We start from the raw sequence: 21950 nt of genomic DNA on the forward strand, positions 1-21950 counted from the left end.
TGGGCGGGTGTCAGGCGGGCTTCGGCCAGTTCTGTGCGTCCGCCCACGCGGCGTAGGAGGTCCAGGGGACGGCGGGGAACTGCGTCCGTAGCGCCGCCATGTCCACCTGGTAACCGCTGTCCACGAAGAAGCTGTACATGGCAAACATATCGGGGTTCGCGGTGCGGAGGTCCTCCAGCGAAGACTGCCGGAACGCGACCGTGCCACCTGCGGCCCGCCCGATCTCCGCAGCCATCCGGACCGGTGTGGGATCGTCGCCCGCCACCTCGATCCGCTGCCCGATCCAGCGGTCCGGATCGGCGACGACCGCGGCCACGACACGGCCCAGGTCCTGTCGCGCCACCTGCTGGATGGGGGTGTCGCCGGGAACCGGCATGGTGAGCAGACCGGCGGCCACCTCGTCCATGGCACCCAGGGCGTTGTCGTAGAAGTAGGTCGGTGCCACCACTGTCGCCGGCAGCCCCGAGGCGGCCAGCAGCTTCTCGGTCCTGGCCTTGGTCTCGAAGTGCGGGACACCCGTGTCGCGGTCCGCACTGGCGACGGAAGCCATCACCAGATGCGGCAGAGCGACGTCCGTTGCGGCCCGTACGATCGCCGCGCCCTGGGCGACCTCGGCGTCCAGACCGTCCTGGAACGGGGTGGTGACGGCGAACGCGGCGCTGGTGCCCCGGAACGCATCGGCGAGCGAGGCCGCGTCGAACAGATCCCCCGGCACGACCTCCGCCCCGGCCGCAGCCAAGGCCTTGGCCCGTCCGCTGCCGGGATCGCGCACCACGGCGCGCACGGCGCGTCCCGCCTCCAGCAGGGCGGCAACCACCGCACCACCCTGGCCACCGGTCGCGCCGAGCACCGCAACGGACATGAGATCTCCCTGGTCGATCGACATGTGAACATGTTGGCCAGAACCGGCCTTGGCTGCCACCGGGATGGATCAACTGCCGGAAACGGCGGCGTCGCGCCGGACGGTGAGGCCCGGAGCCATGCACGTACTGGGGTGGTGCCGCTCGATCCGGGTGCCGGCGCCTTGCACGAGAACGGGCCGGCGGTGCCCGTTCCGGCCTCGTACTCAGAGCCGGGAGGACGCCGACGGCGGTGAGCCAGGTTGCGGATCCGGGTCGGGCGGCAGCCTGCGGGCCGCGTACGTGCCCGCGCACGCCGCCAGCAGGATCACACAGCCCGCGAAGATCAGCCCGGCCTGGCGCAGCCCGAGCCAGGTGGCCATGGCGCCGACCCCGACCACCGGCAGGGAGATCCCGCCGTAGGCGACGACGAAGAACGCCGAAATGGTGCCGCCGCGATGCTGCGCCGGAGCCGCGCCGCTGATCAGGGTGAGCGCGGCACGGAAGGCCAGGCCCTGGCCGGTGCCGCCGCACAGGGCGCCCAGGACCAGCAGGGGCAGGGACTCTGCGAGCAGTGACGACGCGACCAGCAGCAGGCCGACGACGAGGACGCCGCAGCCGACCGGGAGCGCGAGACGTGCGCCGATCCGCTCGGTCAGGGACTGCCCGGCGGTCGAGGCGAGGAAGACGGAGAAGACCACGGCGCCCGATACGGCCAGATTGTGCACACCCAGCGTCCGCGCGGCGAAGCTCGGTGCGACCGCGGTGAACAGGCCGAGCAGCGCGAATCCGGCGAAGGCCGCCAGTGAGGCGGGCAGGAAGACCCCCTTCACCTCGGGGGGAACGGACAGCCCCTGCGGCTTCAGGGGCGGGCGTCGCTTCGGCTCGGCAACGGTCTCCGGGAGGAGCCAGGTGACGCCGCAGGCAAGTGTCACCAGTCCCAGATGCACCCAGAACGGAAGCGTCAGTGGCCAGGGCGTGTACTGCGCGAGGATCCCGGAGAGCAGCGGCCCGCAGCCCAGACCGCCCATGTTCGCCGCGGTGGCGGCGAACCCCGCACGAGCCTTGTGCCCGGGCCCCGCCAGTTCGATGACGGCCGCCGTCGCGGCGCCGCTCAGCAGCCCGGCCGCGCAACCGGACAGCAGCCGCCCCGTGAAGAGCAGTGGCAGACCTCTTTCCAGCAGGAAACACCCCGCGCTCGCCGCCGACAGTGCCAGCGCGCACAGCAGCACAGGTCTTCGGCCGGCCTCGTCGGAGTAGTTCCCCGCCACCAGCAGCACCGTGATGACCGCGATGGCGTAGACGGCGAACACGACGGTCACCATCAGTTCGGAGAACCCGATCTGTTCCTGGTAGAGACCGTACAACGGGGTGGGCAGGGTGGTGCCTGCCATTCCGACGGCGAACACCAGCGCCGCTGCCACGTAGCCCGGCCGCCACCTCCCACCGGGAGGCTGTGTGCATTCGCGAACCCTCACGCGCATCACCTCACGGCCGGTGCCCCGTCGTGGCCGGGTCCGGGGCGGGTCAGTCCCAGAGTTCGTGGGTCATGACCCGCTCGGTGTACGCCGGCCTGCCTTCGGTGTAGACGAGATGGAGTCGGGTGAACTGCCGCAGTTCGGGATGGGACTGCCAGGTCTCCGGGCGGTCCAGCCGGATGATGACGGGGTACGAGTGGAACTTGCCGGCCGCGCAGTAGGGCTGACAGTCGTTCACCGCGTCGAGCGCCGTGCCCGTGGCGGAGTTCGGCCCCCAGCGGGACCAGTGGATGTCGATGAGGCGATTGTTGCCGTCCCCGCAGGCGAGCAGGAAGTCGCCGGGGCGTACCTGTGCGTTCGAGAAACAGTCGACGGCCACGGTGCGAGCCGATGTACGGGACTCCGTGGACGCGGGTGCTGATGCGGAAGCGGATGCCGGAGCGGGAATCGCCGCTGCGAACGCGGCGGCGGCGCACAGCATGACCGCTGTCCTGAGGTTGCGTAGTTGCATATCGGCTCCTCGGCTGCCTCATGTAGGGCCCACACCGCCCGGGGCGGTCGCCGGGTGTGACGCCCTTCTTCCAGCCGTCGTTCCTGAATCGACAATATGGCCACACCCAGTGATACACCACCCGTAAGGGTGGTAACAGTGCAAAAATGGTGCGAAAGGTGTTCGGCATGTCGCCCGGATGCTGTCGTTACCGGATGGCCCTATCTTCTGGTCACTCTGGTCATTGTGGGTGTTCAGGCAGTGTGGTCCGCGCATCCGGTGGCCGACTCCCACTCCGTACGTGCGGGGCCGTCGAACGCGGGCGAGAAGTCGGGATGTTCGTCGAGCCACTGCGCCAGCCGGGCACGTATCTCCTCGGTGCCGTATGCCTGATCGGCCGTCAGGACGAGATGGCGGACCTTCGCCCGTGCGCGCATGACCAGCGGGTCGTCGAAGGCGCAGGCGGCGAGGGCGGCCCGCTCGCGACCGGCCGCGGTGGCAGGTTCCGTCGCCGCCTGCGTGGGATCGCCGAGTCGAGCCGCATCGGCCCGGTCGGCGGCGACCTGGGCGTCGAACCACGGGCGCAGGTCGCGCGCCGCCCATCGGTGGTATCCGGCGGTGAACGACGCCGGGTCCGAGGCCGTGTCCGCATGGTGGGCCACCCACTGTCCCGCCCGCAGTGCCATGGCCACTCCCTGCCCCATCGTGGGATTGGTGTACGCGAGCGAGTCCCCGATGCCGACGAGACCGGTGACCACGGGGCCGGCGGCGTCGGTCAACGAGGTCCAGCGATTGTGCAGGCCGCCCATCGTGAGTACACCGGAGACCGGCTCGGGCTCCAGGCCCAGCCATGCCGCGATGGCGGGAAAGGTCCGGGCGGCTCTTTCGAACACGGCGGGGTCCCGCAGGGCCGCGCGGGTGGGATCGGCGGTGGAGACCGTCATGGACGCCGCGAAGATGCCGTTGTCCGACGGGAACACCCCGCCCACCGCGAAGGCCGAGACCGAGCCCGGTCTGATGCGTCCGGGATCGCGCGGCCCGTCGGCGCGCAGTCGGTACCAGCGGCAGAAGTACGCGATCGGGACGCGGTGGTTCTCCACGACCGCGTCCCGGCAGCCCTCCTCGGAAAGCCACCGGGGCACCGGGGACCGGCGCCCGCCGGCATCGAGCACCAGATCCGCATGGTGTGCCTGCGAAGCGGACCGCACCCCCGTGACCTGCGGGATGTCGCCGTGTCGGTCGACGATGAGCCCCTCGGCGGCCTCCCCGAGCCGCACATCGACGCCCGGTTCGCGGTGCACCGCGTCGTGCAGAGCGGCCTCCAGGACGATGCGCCGGGTCCGGACCGTCACCAGATCGTCGTCCCCCGGGCGGGCGGACGGACGCTCGGCGAACCAGTCGAGCTCGTTGTGTTCCCGGGCTCCCATGCGCAGCATCGTGCGGTACGCGTCCGGAGCCTCTTTGCGCAGCACGGTCCGGACGGGGGCCAGAAGGCCGTGAGGCTGGACCGCCTGCGGCACACCGGGACGGTTCCAGTCGAAGAAGTCCCTGTCGAGGTCACGCCCCGGCCGGTGGCCGTCCCGCTCGAAAACGGTCACCCGATGGCCCCGACGGCCCAGGAACAGAGCTGCGGCCAGGCCGCCGATCCCGCCGCCGACAATCGCAACCCGCGTCAATGTGGTTCCCTCCACGCCGTGTTGCCGACCCACCGTATCCCAGGGTCCCCGGGGGGGTGAGGCATCAGGGCGGGGCGATGGAGGGATCAGCTCCGTTCCACCAGCCGCTCGGTCGCCGACAGTGCCATGCGCAGCGCACTCGCCCGGTCCGCTCCACGCTGGCCCAGGACGACCCTCGTGCTCAACCCGTCGAGCAGGGCGAGGAGTTCGGAGGCACGCACCTGCGTATCGAGGTCCGCGGCGAATCGGCCCTGCCGCACGCCCCTGGCCAGGAGTGCTTCGAGGTCCTCCTGCCAGCCGCGGTCGATCTCGGCCTGGGCCTGTCGCAGCGGCTCGTTCGACGCCGTGCGCGCCCACAGCTCGATCCACAGCGTCCAGCGTGGATCCCGGGGCCCACGGGGGAGGTACAGCTCAAGGAACTGGGCGAGCTCGCGTTCGGTGCCGGCCCCGCTCGCCAGCAACGCCCGGCGCTCCTCGGCGAGCGCGCTCTCGCTCCAGCTCAGCACCTCCAGGAGCAGCCGGTCCTTGCTGCCGAAGTAGTAGAGGATGTGGCCGCCGCTGGTGCCGAGGCGCTTGGCGAGCGCCGACATGGTGAGTGCGGCCAGGCCGTCCTCGGCGATGGCCGTCATCGCCTCCTCCAGCATGCGTTCCCGGGCCAGATGCCCGTCCCGCCGTCGCGCCGTCGCCGCCACGCCACCCCTCCTCGTCCGTGAACCCCGGTGACGACCTTAGGCCCTGCCGTCGAACAGGGCCGAGCCCGCCTCGGCCCACTGATTTCGGCAGAGGTCTTGACGGACCCCCGCAGACGCATCTTGAATGCCGTTCTAACTTTTAGAACGGCATTCAAAGTACTGCTCCGGGACTCCCGGAGCGCGCACGGATGAGGGGCAGGCCGCATGACGCAGCAGGAGACGACCGCGAGGGCGCCCGGCGGGACCACGGCCACCGACCAGGCCTTCCAGGTCGAGACACACGGCATCGACCCGATTCCCGACGAGGAGCGCCACGGCAGCGCGAAGGACCTGTTCTGGCTCTGGTTCGGCTCCAACCTCACCTTCACCTACGTCATCAACGGCGCCCTGGCCGTCGCCTTCGGGCTCTCCTTCTGGCAGGCGACCGGTGTCGTCGTCATCGGCGGACTGGCGTTCTTCGCCATCAGCGCCGCCGGACTCAGCGGCGTACGCACCGGCACCGCCACCCTGGTGATCTCCCGCGCCCCCTTCGGCGTCCGCGGCAACTGGCCCGCCGGCATGCTCAACTGGGTGGTCAGCATCGGCTACACGATCCTCAACACGGTCGTCGGCACGCTCGCCCTCGAAGCGTTCCTCGCCGATCTGGGCTGGGCCTCCGGCCACACGGGACGCGCCCTGGCCCTGCTGATCACGCTTGCGCTGACCTTCTTCGTCGCCCTGTGGGGCCATGCCACGGTCCAGCTCGCCGAGCGCTGGATCGCCTACGTCCTCGCCGTCGGGTTCGCCGCCCTCCTCGTGTTCCTGCTGCCGGGCGCCGACACGGGCGGGGCGCCGGTCCACCCCGGCGCGTCCGGGTGGAGTCTCGCCTTCGTCGTGATGCTGGCCGGGCCGTTCTCGTACGTCCCCATGCCCGCCGACTACACGCGCTACCTCCCGAAGACGACCTCGATGCGCTCACTCACCTGGTACGGAGCCCTCGGTGGCTTCGTCTCCTCGGTGGCCCTGGGCGTGGCCGGGGTGGCGGCCGCCACACAGACGGACATGACCGACGCCGTGGCGGGCACCGAGAAGCTGCTGCCGGGATGGTTCCAGCCGCTCTTCCTCGCCCTCGTCCTCGGCGGCTCGGTCACCAACTCGATCGTCACGCTCTACTCGTCGAGCCTGAATCTCCAGGTGCTGGGCGTCCCCTGGAGCCGGTCCAAGGCGATCGTGATCAGCGCGGCCGTCACCGCGGCGGGCTCCCTCTGCGCGCTCTTCCTCACCGACTTCACCAGCTCGCTGCTGTCCTTCCTCTCCCTGCTCATCATCGTGTTCGCGCCCTGGGGCGGAGTGTTCCTCGCTGACATGATCATGCGCCGCTGCCACTACGACGCACCGGCACTGCACGCCGGACCGGACGGCGCCTACTGGTACCGATCCGGGTACCACCCCGCCGGCATGACCGCGCTGCTCACCGGAATGGTCTTCGCCGCGCTCACCTGCGACTCCGAGCTGTGGACCGGCCCGCTGGTCGCACCCCTGGGCGGCGCCGACCTCACCCTGCTCGGCGCCGCCGTCTCGGGCCTCGTCTACTGGCTGCTCGCCCGCCGGACCGTCGCACCGCACACCGGGTCCTCCTGACCGGCGGCCACGCCCCGCCCGAACCACCGACCGACCGCACGACCGCACCACAAGGAGTCACCCCATATGGCCAGCCCCGCCCACCTCGTCCTGCGCAATGCCCGCATCCACACCGTCGACCCGGCGTATCCCGAGGCACAGGCCATGGCGGTGGTCGACGGCCGCATCGCCCGGCTCGGCACCGACGAGGAGGCGAAGGGATGGACGGGGCCGGAGACGCGGGTGATCGACGCCGGGGGCAAGCTCGTGCTCCCCGGTTTCATCGACGCCCACAACCATGTCCGGCTCGGCTCGGACGACGCCTGCGTCCAGCTCTCCGGCGCCCGGACCCTCGACGAGGTACACGCCCGCATCCGCGCCTGGCACGGGGCCAACCCCGGTGCCGAGTGGATCGAGGCGGAGGCCTTCGACTACTCGGCCATCCCGGACGGCCGGATGCCCACCGCCGCCGACCTCGACCCGGCCACCGGCGACGTACCGGCCTTCGTGCTCAGCTACGACGTGCACACCGCCTGGGTGAACACCGCCGGCCTGCGCCGTCTGGGCATCGACCGCGACCACACCCAGCTGCCCTTCGGCGAAGCCGCCACCGCCCCCGCCACGGGTGAACCCACCGGATTCATCAAGGACTTCGCGGTCAAGGGCCTCTCCCGCGACGGCCACCGTGCGCTGCGGGAGCTCGGCGTGCCGTGGGCCTCGCCGGACCGGCAGTACGGGCGGCTCGCCAAGTCCCTCGACGACGCCATCGGCTTCGGCATCACCACGGTGGTCGAACCCCAGAACTCGCTCGACGACCTCTCCCTCTTCGAACGCGCTCGCGCCGAGGGCCGGCTCAAGTCCCGTATCGTCGCCGCCCTCTTCCACCCCCGCGGCACCACCGACGCCGATCTCGACGACTTCGCCGCCGCGGCCCACCGCCACGACGACGACCGGATCCGGGTCGGGCCGCTCAAGCTCTACATCGACGATGTCGTCGAGCCGCGTACCGCCGCCCTCCTGGAGCCGTACGCGGGCTGCCGCCACCACCGCGGCGACACCTTCTACCCGCCCGAGGAGTTCGCCGAGCTGCTGACGAAGCTGGACGCCCGCGGCTTCCAGTGCTTCGTCCACGCGACCGGCGACCGGGGGATCCGTACCGTCCTGGACGCCGTCGAACGGGCCCGTGCGGTCAACGGGGCGAGGGACGCCCGCCACCAGGTCGTGCACGTCGAATGCCTCGACCCCGAGGACACCCCGCGCTTCGCAGCCCTGGGCGTGGTCGCGTGCATGCAGCCCCGGCACAGCGCCCCGGAGGTCGCCGGCCCCGGCAAGGACTGGGCGCAGAACGTCGGGGCCGAACGCTGGCACAAGGCATGGCCCATGCGCAGCCTGCACACGGCGGGGGCCGTGCTCGCGCTCTCCAGCGACTGGAACGTGGCCGAGATGGACCCGATGATCGGCATCCACACCGCCGTCACCCGGCGCCCGCTGGGTGGTGGCGAGCCCTGGATGCCGCAGGAGACGATCAGCGTGGAGGCCGCGGTCCACGGGTACACGATGGGCTCCGCGTACGCCAACTTCCTGGAGAACGAACGCGGTTCGCTCACCGTCGGCAAGGCCGCAGACTTCGTGGTCCTCTCCCGGGACATCCTGCGCGCCGCGCCCGAGGACATACCCGGCACCGTGGCGGAGACCGTCGTGGTCGGCGGTGTCGTCGAGCACCGCGCGTAAGAGGCCCGGAGGCCTCCCGGACTCCACGCTGCCGCGTGTCCGGGAGGCCGTCAGGTCGTTCTGCGTTTCACGGTGCTCGGGACCGGCCGCGGATCAGGGCCGGTCAGGCGGCCTGGATCTCGTAGACCGCGAAGTTGCCCCACTGGAGATGGGCGTCGCGGACCGTCAGACGCAGGCGCTCGGTCGTGACCCGCTGCGGCAGGTCGATCGTGCGCTGCTCGACGGTCGCCGTGTTGCCGGACCAGGCCGGCTGCTGCCCGGCGACCTGCGTCACCCACGACGAGCCGTTCCACGTCTGCACGTCGAGCTGCTTGACGCCCTGTCCGGTGGCGAAGGCGGTGCGCAGAGTGACGGAGCCGATGCTGACGGGCTGCCGGTAGTCCACGTCGATGGTGCCGGGGAAGGTGATGCCTTCGGCGACGCTGCTCCAGGCGGTCGAGGCGTCGCCGTCGACCATCCGGTAGGCATGGCTGTTGCCCAGCGTGGGGTACGAAGTGGTGACGACCGGCCGGAACGGTGCCCCGGTGAACTGGTGGAAGCCCCGGTCGGGAGCGGTGGCCGGGACCGGGTTGCCGAAGTAGTCCTCGATGCCCTGCGCCACCGTCGCGCCGCGCCCCCTCGCGGGGGAGTCGGCCCGGAGCCTGTAACCCGCAGGGTCGGTGCCGATGGAGACCAGCTTCGGGTCCGCCTTGACCGCGTTGATGTCGCCGGACGGGGCGACGGGCGTGTCCGTGCCCCAGTAGAGGTTGGAGTCGTAGACGGTGGCGTTGGCGGTGTCGTAGCCGGCGGTGGTCCGGTTGTAGAAGATGTTGTTACGGATCTCGATGCCGCTCGCGTTGTTGTAGATGTGCACGATCCTGCCGAGCGGATAGTCGCCGGCCCCGGTGTACGGGGGATGCACGGTGACGACCCGGCCGCCCGCGTAGACCGTGTTGTTGTAGATGTAGGTGCCCGACGTCTCGGTGGAGAGGCTGAAGACCTCGTAGCCGTCGTCCTTGCTCAGGTTGTAGCGGACCACGGTGTCCTTGGTCGGCGCGCCCTTGAAGGAGACGGTGATGAAGAACCCGCCGTCGTTGTCGTGGCTGTAGTTGTACTGGACGACGCTGTGGTTGTTGTCGGCGTCCGCGTCGAAGCCGTGGCCGTCGGTGCCCGGCCCGTTGAAGCCGGTTCCTGACACCTCGTTGCGCTGCACGAGCAGGTCGTCGTTGCCCTGCCACCAGATGGCGACGTTGCCGCCCTTGGTGTTGAGCCGGCCGCCGGCGGCCTTGTGGACCCGGTTGCCCTCGACGACGGCGCCCTTGGTGTGCATGGGAGTGATGCCGCCGGCCGTCACGTCATGGACGTAGTTGTCGCGGATCGCGACGTTCGTGCTGGGCGTCCAGGTGACGACCTCGCTGTCGGGAATGCCGGTCTCCACCGGGTACAGGCTGGTCATGCCGTTGCGCCGGGACCAGGTGGACCAGGTGATGATCCCGTACGAACGGACCCTGCTGACCTCGTTCTTCTCCACCACCAGGTTGTCGAAGTACGTGGGTGTCCGGCTGCCGCGGATGGAGACCAGCAGCCCGGCCGAGCTGACGGTGCTGCCGCCCGGGCCGTCGATGTCGTGGATGTTCAGATTGCGCAGGGTGACGTTGGACAGCTTGCCCGCGTCCTTGGCGAAGAGGTTCACACCGGAGCGGGGGGTGATGCTGTCGCTCCAGTTGGTCACCTCGAGGCCGTCGAGGGTGAAGTCGTGGACGTTGTTGAGCTTGACGGCCACATCGGTCGTGCCGCCGCCCTCGATCACGGGCTTGGCGCCGCTGCCGTACGAGCCGACGAGCGCGGGGGAGCCGGCCGCCCCCGCGCCCTGGACGTCGAGCCGTCCCTTCCACCGTTGACCGGCCTTGAACAGCAGCCGGTCACCGGGGCCCAGCGTCAACTGGCTCGCCCTGGTGAGGGACTTCCAGGCGGCCGCCTCGTTCCGGCCCGACGCGCTGTCGTTGCCGGAGTCGGCGTCCACGTAGTACGTGGTGCCCGCCACGCGTGGATGGGCCCGGGCCGGGGACGCCGCCTGCGCGGGCCCCGCCGCCACCGCGGAGAGCGGGAGAGCGAGAGCCACCAGGAGCGCCCCTATGAGCCGCCTCTGCCGGGCGGGTGGGGTACTCGGGATACGTGAGGTACGCAAGTCTCGGTCCTTCCGATCGGATTGCCGGTCGCTGGTGCGCGTTACTTACCGATCCCCGCAGTCATGCCCTCGACGATGCGACGGCCCAGCCAGAGGTAGAGCACGATCATGGGATAGACCAGGATCACGATTCCGGCGAACAGGGCGCCCCAGTCGGAGCTGTACTGCATGGAGCCATAGAGGCTGAGGAGGGCCGCGGGCAGCGTCCGCTCCTCAGGCGTGGGGGTGATCAACAGGGCGAGCAGGGTCTCGTTCCACAGGCCGATGACATTGAGGATCAGCACCGTCATCACGCCCGGCTTGGCCACCGGCAGCACGACCTGGACGAAGGCGCGCAGCGGACCCGCGCCGTCCAGCTCGGCCGCCTCCTCGATCTCGTGCGGCAGCGAGCGCATGTAGCCGGTGAGCACGAACACGGCGAACGGCAGTGACAGCACCACCTGGAACACCAGGAGCGTGATGCGGTTGTCCCACCAGCCGGTCACCCAGTCGATCATGAAGGTGGACACGGACAGCTTGATCACGATGATCGGGATCACGATCGTCTGGACCGGGATGCTCAGCCCCATCGCGAAGTACCCGGTGAGCCGCCCTGCGGCGCGCCGGTCGGAGCGGGCCAGGACGTACGCGGCGGGTGCCGAGAGCGCGACGATCAGCAGCGATCCGACCAGGGTCAGGACGGTGCTGTTGAGCGCCGCGGCGGAGAAGCCGGCCGCCTTCCACGCCGCGGAGTAGTTGCCCCACTCGATGGTGTCGGGCAGCGCGAACGGCGAGAGCCAGACCTGCCCGGAGTCCTTGAGCGACTGGAGGCCGACCCAGGCGACCAGCGCGAGGTTGAAGACGACCCAGACCCACAGCGCGACGGCGGTCGCGCGCGGCACCAGGATGTCGCCGAACAGGCGCCTCATGAAAGCTCCACACGTTCGCGGCGGGTGACACGCCGGGTCAGTACGATGAGGATCGTCGTCACGATCAGGATGACGACGCCCATGGCCGCGCCCGAGCCCAGTTCGGGCACACCGCCGCCGGCCACCGAGGCGTACTGCTGCACCGCCACGGTGCGGGCCTGGATCGGCGGGCTGGCCGGGGTGCCGGCCGTGGTGAAGGCGATCACGATCTCGAACACCTTCAGGCTGTTGACCACCCACAGCACCGCCGACACCGCGAACACGTCCCAGGTCAGCGGCAGTGTGATGTGCCGGAACTGCTCCCACTTCGTGGCGCCGACCAGCTTGGCGTCCTCGTAGAGGTAGGGCGGGATGGAGTCGGCGGCCGACATCATCAGCGCCACGTAGAAGCCCGTGCTCGACCACACGAGCCCGGCGACGATGCACTTGAACACCATGTCCGGGCCCAGCCACGGCCGCCCCTCGACGCCGATCCAGCCCAGGACCGTGTTGACCGCGCCGTCGGGGTTGAGGAGGAAGCCGATGGCGACGCCGACCGCGATCACCGAGATGATCATCGGGAGGAAGATCACGGACCGGATGAAGGCCCGGCCCTTGAGCTGCCGCAGCACCATCATGGACAGGAAGGTGAAGGCGAAGACGAGGGCCCCGCCCCCGAAGGCCAGCACGAAGGTGTTGACGAAGGCGGTGCGGAAGGCCTCGCTGCGCGTCAGTTCGAGGTAGTTGCCGAGGCCGTTCCACGTCATCGCCGAGCCGGGCCCGGCCCATTTGTTGAAGCTGACCCAGAAGCCGAACAGCGACGGCAGGACGAAGAGGGCGGAATAGGCGATCAGCGCGGGGAGCAGGAAGGGCCAGAAGGCCCTCTCACGAGCCGGCCGTACCCCTCCGCCCTTCTTGCCCGCCTTCACCGCGGCGGGCGGTGCCGCTGTCGCGGGCGGGGTGAGTGTTGCTGTCCCCATGGGCTCAGCCCTTGCTGGCGAGGTAGTCGGCGGCCTTCTTCTTGCCGGTCTTCACGAAGGCCGCGGCATCGATCCTGCCGGAGAGCAGCTGGTCGTCCAGGGGAAGGAAGACGTTGTTCCACCAGTTCTTGTCCGCGGCCATGTCGTCGTAGGTGCGGTGGGTGAACTTCGCCTCGGCGACATCCTTCTGTACGCCCGCCAGGTAGCCCGGAGCGGGGACGTCCGGGCGCGCGGGAATGTTGTGCGCGGCGTCGGAGATCTTCTCCTCGTACTTCTTCTGCAGGGCGAAGGCGAGGAACTCCTTGGCCGTCCCGACGTTGTGGCCCTTGGCGTTGACGCCCCAGCCGAGCGTGCCGACCTCCACGGAGTTCTTGCCGCCGGCCGGCAGCTGGAACGAGGCGACCTCGGTGCCCTCGGCCAGCTTCGCGCCGGTCTCGGCGGCCAGCCAGGTGCCGTTGAGGTTCAGGTCGTACTTGCCCTGCGCCCAGGCGTCCTGCGCGGCGGGGTACTTGGTGGCCATGAAGTCCTTCTGGAAGTAGCCGCCGTCGGCCAGCTGCTCCACCTTCTTGGCCGCCGCCAGAACAGCCGGCTCGTCCCAGGCGGCCGGATCCTTGCCCAGGGCGCTGAGGCTCCCGGCGCCCTCGGAGCGGACCAGGGCCGAGTAGAACCAGTACGCGTTGTAGAAGTTGACCGTGCCGTCCTGGCCCAGGGGAGTGCGGCCGGCCTTCTTCGCCTCGTCGAGGTAGGCGATGAACTCCTTCCACGTCTTGGGAGCGAGCCCGGCGTGCTTGGACGCGTCGTACCACACCGCAGTCGAGATCACGGTGTGGGCCATGAAGCGCACATGCCCCTTGTCGGTCGACGCCCTCCGCACGGACTCCGGCAGCACGTCCCGAACCTTCTTGCCCTCGCCCGGCACCTCCATGTCGAGGACGTCGTCGAGCGGCTCGGCGAGATTCTGCGCGACGAAGGCGCCGACGCTGTCGGTGGAGGTGTCGAACAGGTCCGGGCCCTGGCCCGCGGTCATCTCGGTGGGAAGGGTGTCGGTGCCCTTGCGGCCCACGAACTTCAGGTCGACCTTGGTGCCGGTCGCCTTGGCGAAGTCGTCGGCTATCGACTTGATGAGCTTGCCCTGCGGTTCGTCGGCACCCCAGGAGGAGGTGTAGACGAGTTCCTTGTCCGAGGCTGCGGAACCGTTCTTCTTGCCGCAGGCGCCTACGCTCAGGGCGAGAGCTCCGACGGTGAGCACGGCTGTCAACTTACGCACAGGAGTGTGCCTTTCGTGAGGATGACTGGTGGGCGCGGTATTCCGCGGGCGGAGCGCGACGGCCGGGGGTCAGTCCGGCAGGAGGGACACGACGGTGCCGGTGCGGCGAGCGCGCTCGGCCGCCCAGACGACCCGGTGCGTCGCCAGGCTCTCGGCGCCGTCGGTGAGTACCAGCGAGGGGTCGTTCCTGCTGATGGCGTCGACGAAGGCGTCGAACAGGGACGCGTCACCGCCGCCGTGTCCGGTGGCCGCCGTGGGATCGCCGTTGGCACCGGTGTCGATGACGCCGACCTCGTCGGTCACGAAGTCGTGCACGCGCAGGACGACACCGTCGCCGTCGATGGAACCGCGGGTGCCGAAGATCCGGGTCTTGCGGTGCTCCAGCGCCGCGAACGCGGTGACCGTGCAGGTGGCGGAGGTGCCGTCGGCGAACTCCATGGTCACCACCTGGGTGTCGACCACGTCGTTGTCACAGCTGTACGCGCACCGGCCGTACGGGCCCTCGCGCAGCGCCGCGAGCACCCCCTCCTTCGTGTGGTCGGCCGTGACCGCCGAGAGCGGCCAGAACTCCTTGTCCGGGTCGCCCAGGCAGTCGAGGTAGATGCGTTTCGCGGAGTACGGGCAGGTGGACTCCACCGGGCACTCCACACAGCGGTCGGACGCGCCGTCGGGCCGGTTCTCGGCCCGGAAGTGCACCAGATTGCCGAAGGAGGACACCCGCTCGGGCAGCGCTCCCTTGATGTGGGCGATCCAGTCGAGGTCGTGGCAGGCCTTGGTCATCAGCATCGGGCCCGACTCCTCCTGGCTGCGCCAGTTTCCCCGTACGAACGAGTGGGCCTGATGCCACCAGCCGACCTGCTCCAGATGCTGGATGTTCATCACCTCGCCGATCCGGCCCTCGGCGATGAGCTCCCTCAGCCTCAGGGTGTAGGGGGTGTAGCGCATGACGTGACAGACGGCCAGCAGAACGTCATTCCGGTCGGCGGCCGCCGAGATGGCGACGGCCTCCTCCTCGGTCTGGGCCATGGGCTTCTCCAGGAGCAGGTGGTAGCCGAGCTCCGCCGCCCGTACCGCGGGCTCCGTGTGCATGCTGTCCTGCGTCGAGATCACCGCCGCGTCGGCCAGCCGGTCCCGGGCGAGCAGATCCCGCCAGTCGGCGAAGACGTTCTCGGCCGGCACGCCGTGCGCGGCGGCCATGCTGCGCCTGCGCTCCGGATCGGGCTCGGCGACGGCCACAACACGCGCCAGGCCGGTCTCCAGAGCACGCCGCGCGTAGCTCATGCCGCGCAGTCCCGCCCCGATGATGGCGAGAGTGACCACAAATACCCCCTCGGACTTGCCACTTACTAATGCAAGCTGTTTTTATTTCTCGGTACAGAGCCTGTCAAGGGAGTGACGGTGACAATTTCCGGAGGCGACACCTCGCGGCTGCGGCGCATCAATCTGGTCACGACACTTCGCGCCCTGCGCGGCCAGGGCCCCCTCAGCCTCACCGAGGTCACCAGACGCACAGGTCTGTCCCGCCCGACCGTGGAGAGCCTGACGGAGGAGCTGCTCGGCTCGGGGTGGCTGAAGGAACTGCCCCCGCAGCCCGGCCACATGGGCCGCCCCGCCAGGCTGTTCAGTTTCCACTCCACCGGCGACTACGTGCTCGGGATCGACATCGGTTCGTACAGCATCAGGGCGGCCGTCGCCGACCTCGACGGCACCGTCGTGGCGTCCCGCACCGAGCGGGTGAGCGCGGATGCCGGGCGTGCCGTGCGGCTGGCCGCCGTGCGTGCGACGGCGGTGGGTGCGCTGGAGTCGGCGGCGGTCGGGCGCGCCCAGCTCGCCGCCGTCTGCGTCGGGACCACGGGCGTGGTCAGCCATGACGGCCTGGTCAAACGCTGCGTCGGCCTGCCCGAATGGGACGGGCTCGACCTGGCGGGCGAGATGGGCACCGACTTCGACTGCCCGGTCCTGGTGGAGAACGACTGCAATCTGGCCGCCCTCACCGAGGGCTGGATCGGTGAGGCGCAGGGCGTCGACGACGTGGCCTTCGTGCTGTCCGGAGTGCGTACCGGGGCCGGTCTGCTGATCGGCGGCCGGGTGCACCGGGGGCGCGGGGGAGCGGCCGGCGAGATCGGCGCCCTGCCCCTGGTGGGCTGGCACCGGGCCACCTCGCATCTGACCGGCTATCCGAAGATGCCGGCGGACATCCTGCCGCAGGAGGCCGCCGAGTACGTCTTCGCCCAGGCCCGCGCCGGTGAACCGGCGGCCCGCTGGGCCGTCGAGCAGTACGCCCACGACCTGGCCGAGGGCATCGCCGCCCTGGTCCTGGCCCTGGACCCGGAGCTCGTCGTGATCGGCGGCGGGGTCTCGCGCTCCGGAGACGTACTGCTGGAGCCGTTGCGGCGCCACCTCGACCCGCTGTGCCTGGAACCCCCGGCCCTGGCGGTCTCCTCCCTCTCCGACCAGGCCGTGGTGCTGGGCGCGGTGCGGCTCGCCCTCGATCACGTGAACGCCCGGCTGTACGACGTCGACACGGCGCTGCCCCAGCCGTCGTCCTGATCGCGCCCTCGGGGCGGTGCGTCCGGCTCCGCTCTTAACAAAAGTCTCTGTATATGTAGGGCGGGTGTCCGCGGGACACGGCCCGTCGAAAGGAACGGCAGGAATGACGGCTCCCATGGTGCTGCCCCGGCCCGTCACGGCCCGACCCGCCCCGGGCGGGTTCCCGCTCGACGCGACCACCACGATCTCGGCCCCCGGCGCCCTGGCCACCACGGCCGCGTGGCTGCAGTCGGCCCTGCGTCCCGCTACGGGGCTGCCCCTGCCGGTCATCGAGGAGGAGTCCCGGCCGGGCATCGCACTGACACTCCGTCCGGAACTGGGCGCCGAGGCGTACCGCCTGGAGTCCGGGCCGGCCGGTGTCCGCATCGAGGGCGGCGACGCGAGCGGAGCCCTCTACGGCTGCCAGGTGCTGCTGCAACTGCTGCCGCCGCGGATCTACCGCGGCTCCCGGATCGCCGACGAGCGGTGGACGGTGCCGGGGACGGTCATCGAGGACGTGCCGCACTACCGGTGGCGCGGGACCATGCTGGATGTGGCCAGGCACTTCCTGCCCAAGCGGGAGGTGCTGCGCTTCATCGACCTGATGGCGATGCACCGCCTCAACACCCTCCACCTGCACCTCACCGACGACCAGGGCTGGCGCGTGGAGATCCGGCGCTTTCCGGGGCTCACGGAGACCGGCGCATGGCGCGGCTCGTCCCAGTTGGGTTCCACCGACGACGACCGGACCGAGGACAGGCCGCACGGCGGCTACTACACCCAGGACGACATCCGCGAGATCGTCGCCCACGCGGCGGAGCGCGGCATCACGGTCGTCCCGGAGATCGACGTCCCCGGACACTCCCAGGCAGCCATCGCCGCCTATCCCGAACTGGGTGTCACGGGCGAGCAGGTGCCCGTCATGACCCGATGGGGCGTCAGCCCCCACACCCTGAACACGGAGGAGTCGACCATCGACTTCTTCCGTGCGGTCCTCGACGAGATCATGGCCCTCTTCCCCGGCACCTTCATCGGTGTGGGCGGCGACGAGTGCCCCAAGGACCAGTGGAAGGCCGATCCACGCACCCAGGAACTCATGGCGGAGCGCGGCCTGGCCGACGAGAACGCCCTCCAGGCGTGGTTCATCGCCAGGATCGCCGCCCATGTCGCCGAGCGCGGAAGGAGAGTGTTCGGCTGGGACGAGATCCTGGAGGGAGAGCTACCGCCGGGTGTCGTCGTGGCCTCCTGGCGTGGGATGACCGGTGCCGTCACCGCCGCGCGCCGGGGCTTCGACGTGGTGTCGTGCCCGGACGACCAGGTCTATCTCGACTACCGCCAGTCGGAACATCCCGACGAGCCGATCCCGGTCTCCGTCCCCGTGACACTGGCGGACGCCTACGCCTTCGACCCGGTCCCGGACGGCCTGGCCGACGGACAGTCCGCACACGTGCTCGGCGGGCAGGCCAACCTGTGGACCGAGCACATGGACACCCCGCGCATGGTGGACTACTACGCCTTTCCCCGTCTGTGCGCGGTGGCCGAGGCGCTCTGGTGCGGCCCGGGCCGCCGCGACTTCGAGGAGTTCCGCACCCGGCTGTACGACGCGCACCTGCCCAGGCTCGACGCCATCGGCGTGGAGTACCGGGCGCCGACGGGGCCGCTGCCCTGGCAGAAGCGGCCGGGCATCCTGGGCGCACCCGCGACGCGGGCCGACCGCGAGGCACATATGAACCGCCGGGTGGCGGCGATCCGTTCCTGAGCGGGCACGCGACGTTTCGGTGACCGGCCTGCACGGAGCCGGGGTTCCGAGAGGTCGGCGGCGCCCGTGGAACAGGGCCGGTTGCCCGCTGTACGTGTTCCGGCGGTCGTGGGCTCTCACCCTGCTTCCGGGGCGTCATCCCGGATGCGGGCATGCAGATGCTGGTCGTGCCGGCCGTCCGCGTGCAGCAGCGCGCCACGCATGACGCCTTCGAAGAGGTATCCGGCCTTGAGAACCACCATGCAGGAGGCCGGATTGCCCGCCGAGTGGCACAGTCGCGGCCGATGCAGGCCCGGTTCCTCCAGGGCCCATCGGCTGACGCGCTTCACCGGAGCGGGGAACGAAGGGCCCCCGATGAGCAGTTGCCCATCGGGGGCCCTTCGTTCCGCGTCCGAATGATCCTCTTCCCGGAACGGGCTACCGTCCCGGTAAGAGGGAGTTGCCCGGGATCAGACCGCCGGGGCCGGGTAGGTCGGGTACTCCACACCGGAGACGTGCTGGACGACGCGGATGACCTGGCACGAGTAACCGAACTCGTTGTCGTACCAGAGGTAGAGGATCGCGTTGTCGCCGTCGACCTTGGTGGCGCCGGCGTCGACGATCGAGGCGTGGCGCGAGCCCATGAAGTCGCTCGACACGGCGTCCGGGGCGGTGGTGAAGTCGATCTGGCGCTTGAGCGGCGAGGTCAGCGAGACATTGCGGAGGTAGTCGAGGACCTCGTCGCGGGTCGTCTCGCGGCCGAGCCGCAGGCTGAGGATCGCGATCGAGACGTCCGGCACCGGGACCCGGATCGAGCTGCCGGTGATCGGCGCCTTGAGCTCGGGCAGCGCCTTGGCGACCGCGGACGCGGCACCGGTCTCGGTGATGACCATGTTCAGCGGCGCGGAACGGCCGCGGCGGTCGGCCTTGTGGTAGTTGTCCAGGAGGTTCTGGTCGTTGGTGAACGAGTGGACGGTCTCCACGTGGCCACGCAGGACGCCGTACTCGTCCGCCATCGCCTTCAGCGGCGGCACGATCGCGTTGGTGGTGCAGGACGCGCAGGACAGGATCTGCTCGTCCGGCTTGATCGTGTCGTGGTTGACACCGTGCACGATGTTCGGGACGTCGCCCTTGCCCGGCGCGGTCAGGACGACCTTGTCGATGCCGGGGCGCAGGTGCTTCGACAGACCCTCGCGGTCGCGCCACTTGCCGGTGTTGTCGATGAGGATGGCGTCCTTGATGCCGTACGCCGTGTAGTCGACCTCGGAGGGGTCGTTGGCGTAGATCACCTTGATCTCGTTGCCGTTGGCGACGATCGTGTTCTTCGCCTCGTCGACAGTGATCGTGCCCTGGAACTGGCCGTGGATCGAGTCGCGGCGCAGCAGCGAGGCGCGCTTGACGATGTCCTGGTCGCCGCCCTGACGGACGACGATGGCGCGCAGCCGCAGGCCGTTGCCTGAGCCGGCCTTCTCGATGAGCAGACGTGCGACGAGACGGCCGATGCGTCCGAAGCCGTAGAGGACGACGTCACGTCCGTCACCGCGCTCGAGCTTGTTGGCACCCGTGGCGCCGGCGACGGCCTCGGCGGTGAACTCCTCCACCGGGAGACCGCGCTCGTCGGCGGCGTAGGTCGCGGCGAGCATGCCGATGTCGATCTGGGAAGGACCGAGGTCGAGCGTGGTGAGGGCCTGGAGGAACGGCAGCGTGTCGGTGACCGACAGCTCCTCACCGGCGATCTGGCGGGCGAATCGGTGGGTCTTCAGGATGCTGACCACCGACTTGTTCACCAAGGATCGGCTGTGGAGCAGGACCGTTACGTCCCGCTCCCGGTGCAGTTTCCCGATGACCGGGATCATCGACTCCGCGATCTCCTCGCGGTTCTTCCAGCTGGTGAACGAGTCGTCATTGACAGTCACAGGTTTATCTTTCGAGCTAGGCGGCGCTCATATGGTAACCCCACGCTGCTTTGATCATTCAAGCGGGCCGCCCGTGCGGGGTGCCGTCAAGATGTCTCGCGTACCGCGCGGGCCGAGGCGGCAGGCCTGGAGCGGCATCACCTGCCGCGGTCCGTGGTCCGCGGCCCGCCGACCACCGGACTCGTCCGTGGGTCCGTTCGCCGGCGGGTGCTCCACACCGGTCCCGTCCTCGGTCGGCGGCGGGGCGCCGAGGTGCTCCGGTAGGGCCGGCTCGGGCATGGTGCGGTGCAGCAGCCAGCTCAGGGCGGGCATAAGGATCAGCGGGGCGAGAGCCGTCTGCAGGGAGGTCGCGTCGGCGACGCTGCCGATGACCGGGCCGGCCAGACCGCCGATGCTGACGGTCGGCCCGAGGGTGATCCCGCTCGCGGTGCCGACGCGTGAGGGCAAGTGGTCCTGGGCAAGGGTGACTTGCGACGAGAAGGGGACGTACGGGCCGACGGAGGTCAGAATGACGAACGGATGGATCGCCGGGCCGGGGGCGAAGACGATTCCGGCGACGGCGCCGACCGTGATCAGGTACGACACGCGCACCACCGTGACCCGGTCCCACCGATTCGCCGGGCGGCTGCCCAGCACAGTGCCCGCCGCGCCGCCGGGATGGAGGGCGAAGTGCGCGGCCGTGCCCGCCGCCGTACCGCCTCCCGTGCGCTGACGGGCGTAGAGCGAGATGAACGTGCTCAGGCCGACGAAGACGCGGGGTCAGCGGGTACGAACCGCCGAGGCCGCTGAGCGCGACCCCGAGCCCGCCCAGGACGGTGCTGACAGGCAGCAGCCAGGGCAGGGCCCGTCGGTCGTTGAGTGCCCCGGACAGCGGTTGCGCCACCGAGGACAGCAGCGACGCGGCGAGTACGACGCCCGAGGCCGCGGCGTAGGAGTAGGCGCGCTCGGCGACGAAGAACGGGACGGGCGATGCCACGGCGCCTTGATGGACATCCGCACACGCATGCCCGACCGACAGGAGAACGATTGATCTGTTCCTCGGCATGGCCTCATCGTCATCGCCGAGCCGTTTGTCGCGCTTCCGGTGATCCGCCGACCATTGCCGAAGTTCCGCCTCTCTGCACCTCCATGAGTCGTGTGCGCGGTGTGGTCGAGACCGAGCGCGGCCCGGTGCGCCTCGATGAGGGTGAGGGGTCAGGGGCGGCGGTTGCGGGTGCCCGGGGTGTAGCCGGGAGCGCGGTGGAAGACATCGATGAACGCGCTGGTGGACGACCGGCCGCAGTGGTGCGCGACCGTGGTCACCGGTACGTCGTCGGCCCCTGGTGTCGGCGGGCAGGTCCAGCAGATGCAGGGCGAGATGCCCGTGGGCGCGGTGGGCGCGGTGGGCGTGGATGCAGCCGGCGGGGACCCGGATGGCCCGGGTGCCGGGGCGAACCAGGTGCCCGCGTCGGTGGTGACCGCGAGGACGCCGGAGCCCGCGTAGGCGACCTGGTGGTCGTCGTGGCGGTGTGCGTCGATGCGCTCCCCGGGAGCCATCGCCCGGGTGCGGGTGGGCGCCTCGGGGGAGTGGCGGATGTCCGGCATGAACGAGAACTCGATGGGAAGAGCTCCGGGCCGCCATGGGGGTCGTCGGCGAACAGGGGTCGGGGCCTCGAAATGGCCTCGTGGATGTGATGCCACCCATAGGGGCCACGTCACATCCTAGGGCGGGTAGTAGACACACGCCCCGCCCGAACAGTGCAGAACCTACGCAGAATGGTTTATTTCGGACATTGCTCCGTATTGGGGTAGTACGTCACATCATTGACCCCCACCGAGGCCGCCGCTAACCATGGCTGTCATCACGGGGAACCACGACCGGCCCGGACGCACAGCACCGGACCCGCTCACCCCGTCCCGCACCACACAGGGGCCCCGCCCCGCACCACCGCCGCCGACACCGGACGGCACCCCCACACCCC

16 protein-coding genes and 2 pseudogenes are annotated in these 21950 nt (G+C 70.1%); 4 read left to right on the forward strand and 14 right to left on the reverse strand.

Annotated elements, in window-relative coordinates; genetic code table 11:
• Positions 1-10 precede the first annotated feature (10 nt).
• From ACWCPY_RS06295 to ACWCPY_RS06315, 5 genes are all read right to left on the reverse strand, one after another.
• The gene (locus ACWCPY_RS06295; protein ID WP_451263168.1) at positions 11-886 is read right to left on the reverse strand and encodes an NmrA/HSCARG family protein; all 876 of its coding nucleotides are present in this window, start codon (positions 884-886) and stop codon (positions 11-13) included.
• 180 nt (positions 887-1066) lie between these two features.
• Entirely contained in the window at positions 1067-2323 is a 1257-nt protein-coding gene (locus tag ACWCPY_RS06300) for an MFS transporter (RefSeq protein ID WP_451263169.1), read from the reverse strand.
• Positions 2324-2366: 43 nt separating this feature from the next.
• Positions 2367-2828, reverse strand: coding sequence for a hypothetical protein (locus ACWCPY_RS06305; RefSeq protein WP_451263170.1), 462 nt, complete (start codon positions 2826-2828; stop codon positions 2367-2369).
• 233 nt (positions 2829-3061) lie between these two features.
• Positions 3062-4483 (reverse strand): NAD(P)/FAD-dependent oxidoreductase, encoded by a 1422-nt coding sequence (locus ACWCPY_RS06310; RefSeq protein ID WP_451263171.1) that lies wholly within the window; start codon positions 4481-4483, stop codon positions 3062-3064.
• 86 nt (positions 4484-4569) lie between these two features.
• On the reverse strand, positions 4570-5175 hold the full coding sequence (locus ACWCPY_RS06315) for a TetR/AcrR family transcriptional regulator (protein WP_451263172.1): 606 nt from the start codon (positions 5173-5175) through the stop codon (positions 4570-4572).
• Between the two features lie 204 nt (positions 5176-5379).
• On the opposite strand from ACWCPY_RS06315, the gene ACWCPY_RS06320 reads away from it, so the two are divergent.
• Together ACWCPY_RS06320 and ACWCPY_RS06325 are read left to right on the forward strand one after the other, a co-directional pair.
• The gene (locus ACWCPY_RS06320) at positions 5380-6795 is read left to right on the forward strand and encodes a purine-cytosine permease family protein (RefSeq protein WP_451263173.1); all 1416 of its coding nucleotides are present in this window, start codon (positions 5380-5382) and stop codon (positions 6793-6795) included.
• Between the two features lie 66 nt (positions 6796-6861).
• A complete protein-coding gene (locus ACWCPY_RS06325) occupies positions 6862-8505 on the forward strand; it encodes an amidohydrolase (protein WP_451263174.1) in 1644 nt (547 codons plus the stop codon).
• A 103-nt stretch (positions 8506-8608) separates the two neighbouring features.
• Here the strand turns inward: ACWCPY_RS06325 and ACWCPY_RS06330 are convergent, their stop codons facing one another.
• From ACWCPY_RS06330 to ACWCPY_RS06350, 5 genes are all read right to left on the reverse strand, one after another.
• Entirely contained in the window at positions 8609-10606 is a 1998-nt protein-coding gene (locus ACWCPY_RS06330; protein ID WP_451263175.1) for a discoidin domain-containing protein, read from the reverse strand.
• Between the two features lie 107 nt (positions 10607-10713).
• On the reverse strand, positions 10714-11580 hold the full coding sequence (locus ACWCPY_RS06335) for a carbohydrate ABC transporter permease (protein WP_451263176.1): 867 nt from the start codon (positions 11578-11580) through the stop codon (positions 10714-10716).
• Complete coding sequence (locus ACWCPY_RS06340) at positions 11577-12539, reverse strand: carbohydrate ABC transporter permease (RefSeq protein ID WP_451263177.1); 963 nt, start codon at positions 12537-12539, stop codon at positions 11577-11579. The genes ACWCPY_RS06335 and ACWCPY_RS06340 overlap by 4 nt, the downstream gene beginning before the upstream one ends.
• Positions 12540-12543: 4 nt before the next feature.
• A complete protein-coding gene (locus tag ACWCPY_RS06345; protein WP_451263178.1) occupies positions 12544-13806 on the reverse strand; it encodes an ABC transporter substrate-binding protein in 1263 nt (420 codons plus the stop codon).
• Between the two features lie 69 nt (positions 13807-13875).
• The gene (locus ACWCPY_RS06350; protein ID WP_451263179.1) at positions 13876-15126 is read right to left on the reverse strand and encodes a Gfo/Idh/MocA family protein; all 1251 of its coding nucleotides are present in this window, start codon (positions 15124-15126) and stop codon (positions 13876-13878) included.
• A 78-nt stretch (positions 15127-15204) separates the two neighbouring features.
• Between ACWCPY_RS06350 and ACWCPY_RS06355 the strand changes: the two genes are divergently transcribed.
• Both ACWCPY_RS06355 and ACWCPY_RS06360 read left to right on the forward strand, forming a co-directional pair.
• Entirely contained in the window at positions 15205-16356 is a 1152-nt protein-coding gene (locus tag ACWCPY_RS06355; RefSeq protein ID WP_451263180.1) for an ROK family transcriptional regulator, read from the forward strand.
• Between the two features lie 103 nt (positions 16357-16459).
• Positions 16460-18094, forward strand: coding sequence for a beta-N-acetylhexosaminidase (locus ACWCPY_RS06360; protein ID WP_451263181.1), 1635 nt, complete (start codon positions 16460-16462; stop codon positions 18092-18094).
• A 116-nt stretch (positions 18095-18210) separates the two neighbouring features.
• Here ACWCPY_RS06360 and ACWCPY_RS06365 read toward each other — a convergent pair whose 3' ends face one another.
• From ACWCPY_RS06365 to ACWCPY_RS06380, 4 genes and pseudogenes are all read right to left on the reverse strand, one after another.
• The gene (locus tag ACWCPY_RS06365) at positions 18211-18336 is read right to left on the reverse strand and encodes a hypothetical protein (RefSeq protein ID WP_451263182.1); all 126 of its coding nucleotides are present in this window, start codon (positions 18334-18336) and stop codon (positions 18211-18213) included.
• 207 nt (positions 18337-18543) lie between these two features.
• A complete protein-coding gene (locus ACWCPY_RS06370) occupies positions 18544-19989 on the reverse strand; it encodes a glyceraldehyde-3-phosphate dehydrogenase (protein ID WP_451263183.1) in 1446 nt (481 codons plus the stop codon).
• Positions 19990-20211: 222 nt separating this feature from the next.
• Positions 20212-21034 (reverse strand): annotated as a pseudogene (locus ACWCPY_RS06375) (hypothetical protein); the annotation flags it as partial.
• Between the two features lie 279 nt (positions 21035-21313).
• Positions 21314-21573 (reverse strand): annotated as a pseudogene (locus ACWCPY_RS06380) (AraC family transcriptional regulator); the annotation flags it as partial.
• Positions 21574-21950 lie beyond the last annotated feature (377 nt).

The organism is Streptomyces sp. NPDC002403 (assembly GCF_053593015.1).

What these genes read in the sequence shown, in the direction of transcription:
- ACWCPY_RS06325 (WP_451263174.1), top strand. Translation starts at nt 6,862, where the DNA reads ATGGCCAGCCCCGCCCACCTCGTCCTGCGCAATGCCCGCATCCACACC.
- ACWCPY_RS06295 (WP_451263168.1), bottom strand. Translation starts at nt 886, where the DNA reads ATGTCGATCGACCAGGGAGATCTCATGTCCGTTGCGGTGCTCGGCGCG.
- ACWCPY_RS06320 (WP_451263173.1), top strand. Translation starts at nt 5,380, where the DNA reads ATGACGCAGCAGGAGACGACCGCGAGGGCGCCCGGCGGGACCACGGCC.
- ACWCPY_RS06305 (WP_451263170.1), bottom strand. Translation starts at nt 2,828, where the DNA reads ATGCAACTACGCAACCTCAGGACAGCGGTCATGCTGTGCGCCGCCGCC.
- ACWCPY_RS06335 (WP_451263176.1), bottom strand. Translation starts at nt 11,580, where the DNA reads ATGAGGCGCCTGTTCGGCGACATCCTGGTGCCGCGCGCGACCGCCGTC.
- ACWCPY_RS06365 (WP_451263182.1), bottom strand. Translation starts at nt 18,336, where the DNA reads ATGGTGGTTCTCAAGGCCGGATACCTCTTCGAAGGCGTCATGCGTGGC.
- ACWCPY_RS06340 (WP_451263177.1), bottom strand. Translation starts at nt 12,539, where the DNA reads ATGGGGACAGCAACACTCACCCCGCCCGCGACAGCGGCACCGCCCGCC.
- ACWCPY_RS06300 (WP_451263169.1), bottom strand. Translation starts at nt 2,323, where the DNA reads ATGCGCGTGAGGGTTCGCGAATGCACACAGCCTCCCGGTGGGAGGTGG.
- ACWCPY_RS06360 (WP_451263181.1), top strand. Translation starts at nt 16,460, where the DNA reads ATGACGGCTCCCATGGTGCTGCCCCGGCCCGTCACGGCCCGACCCGCC.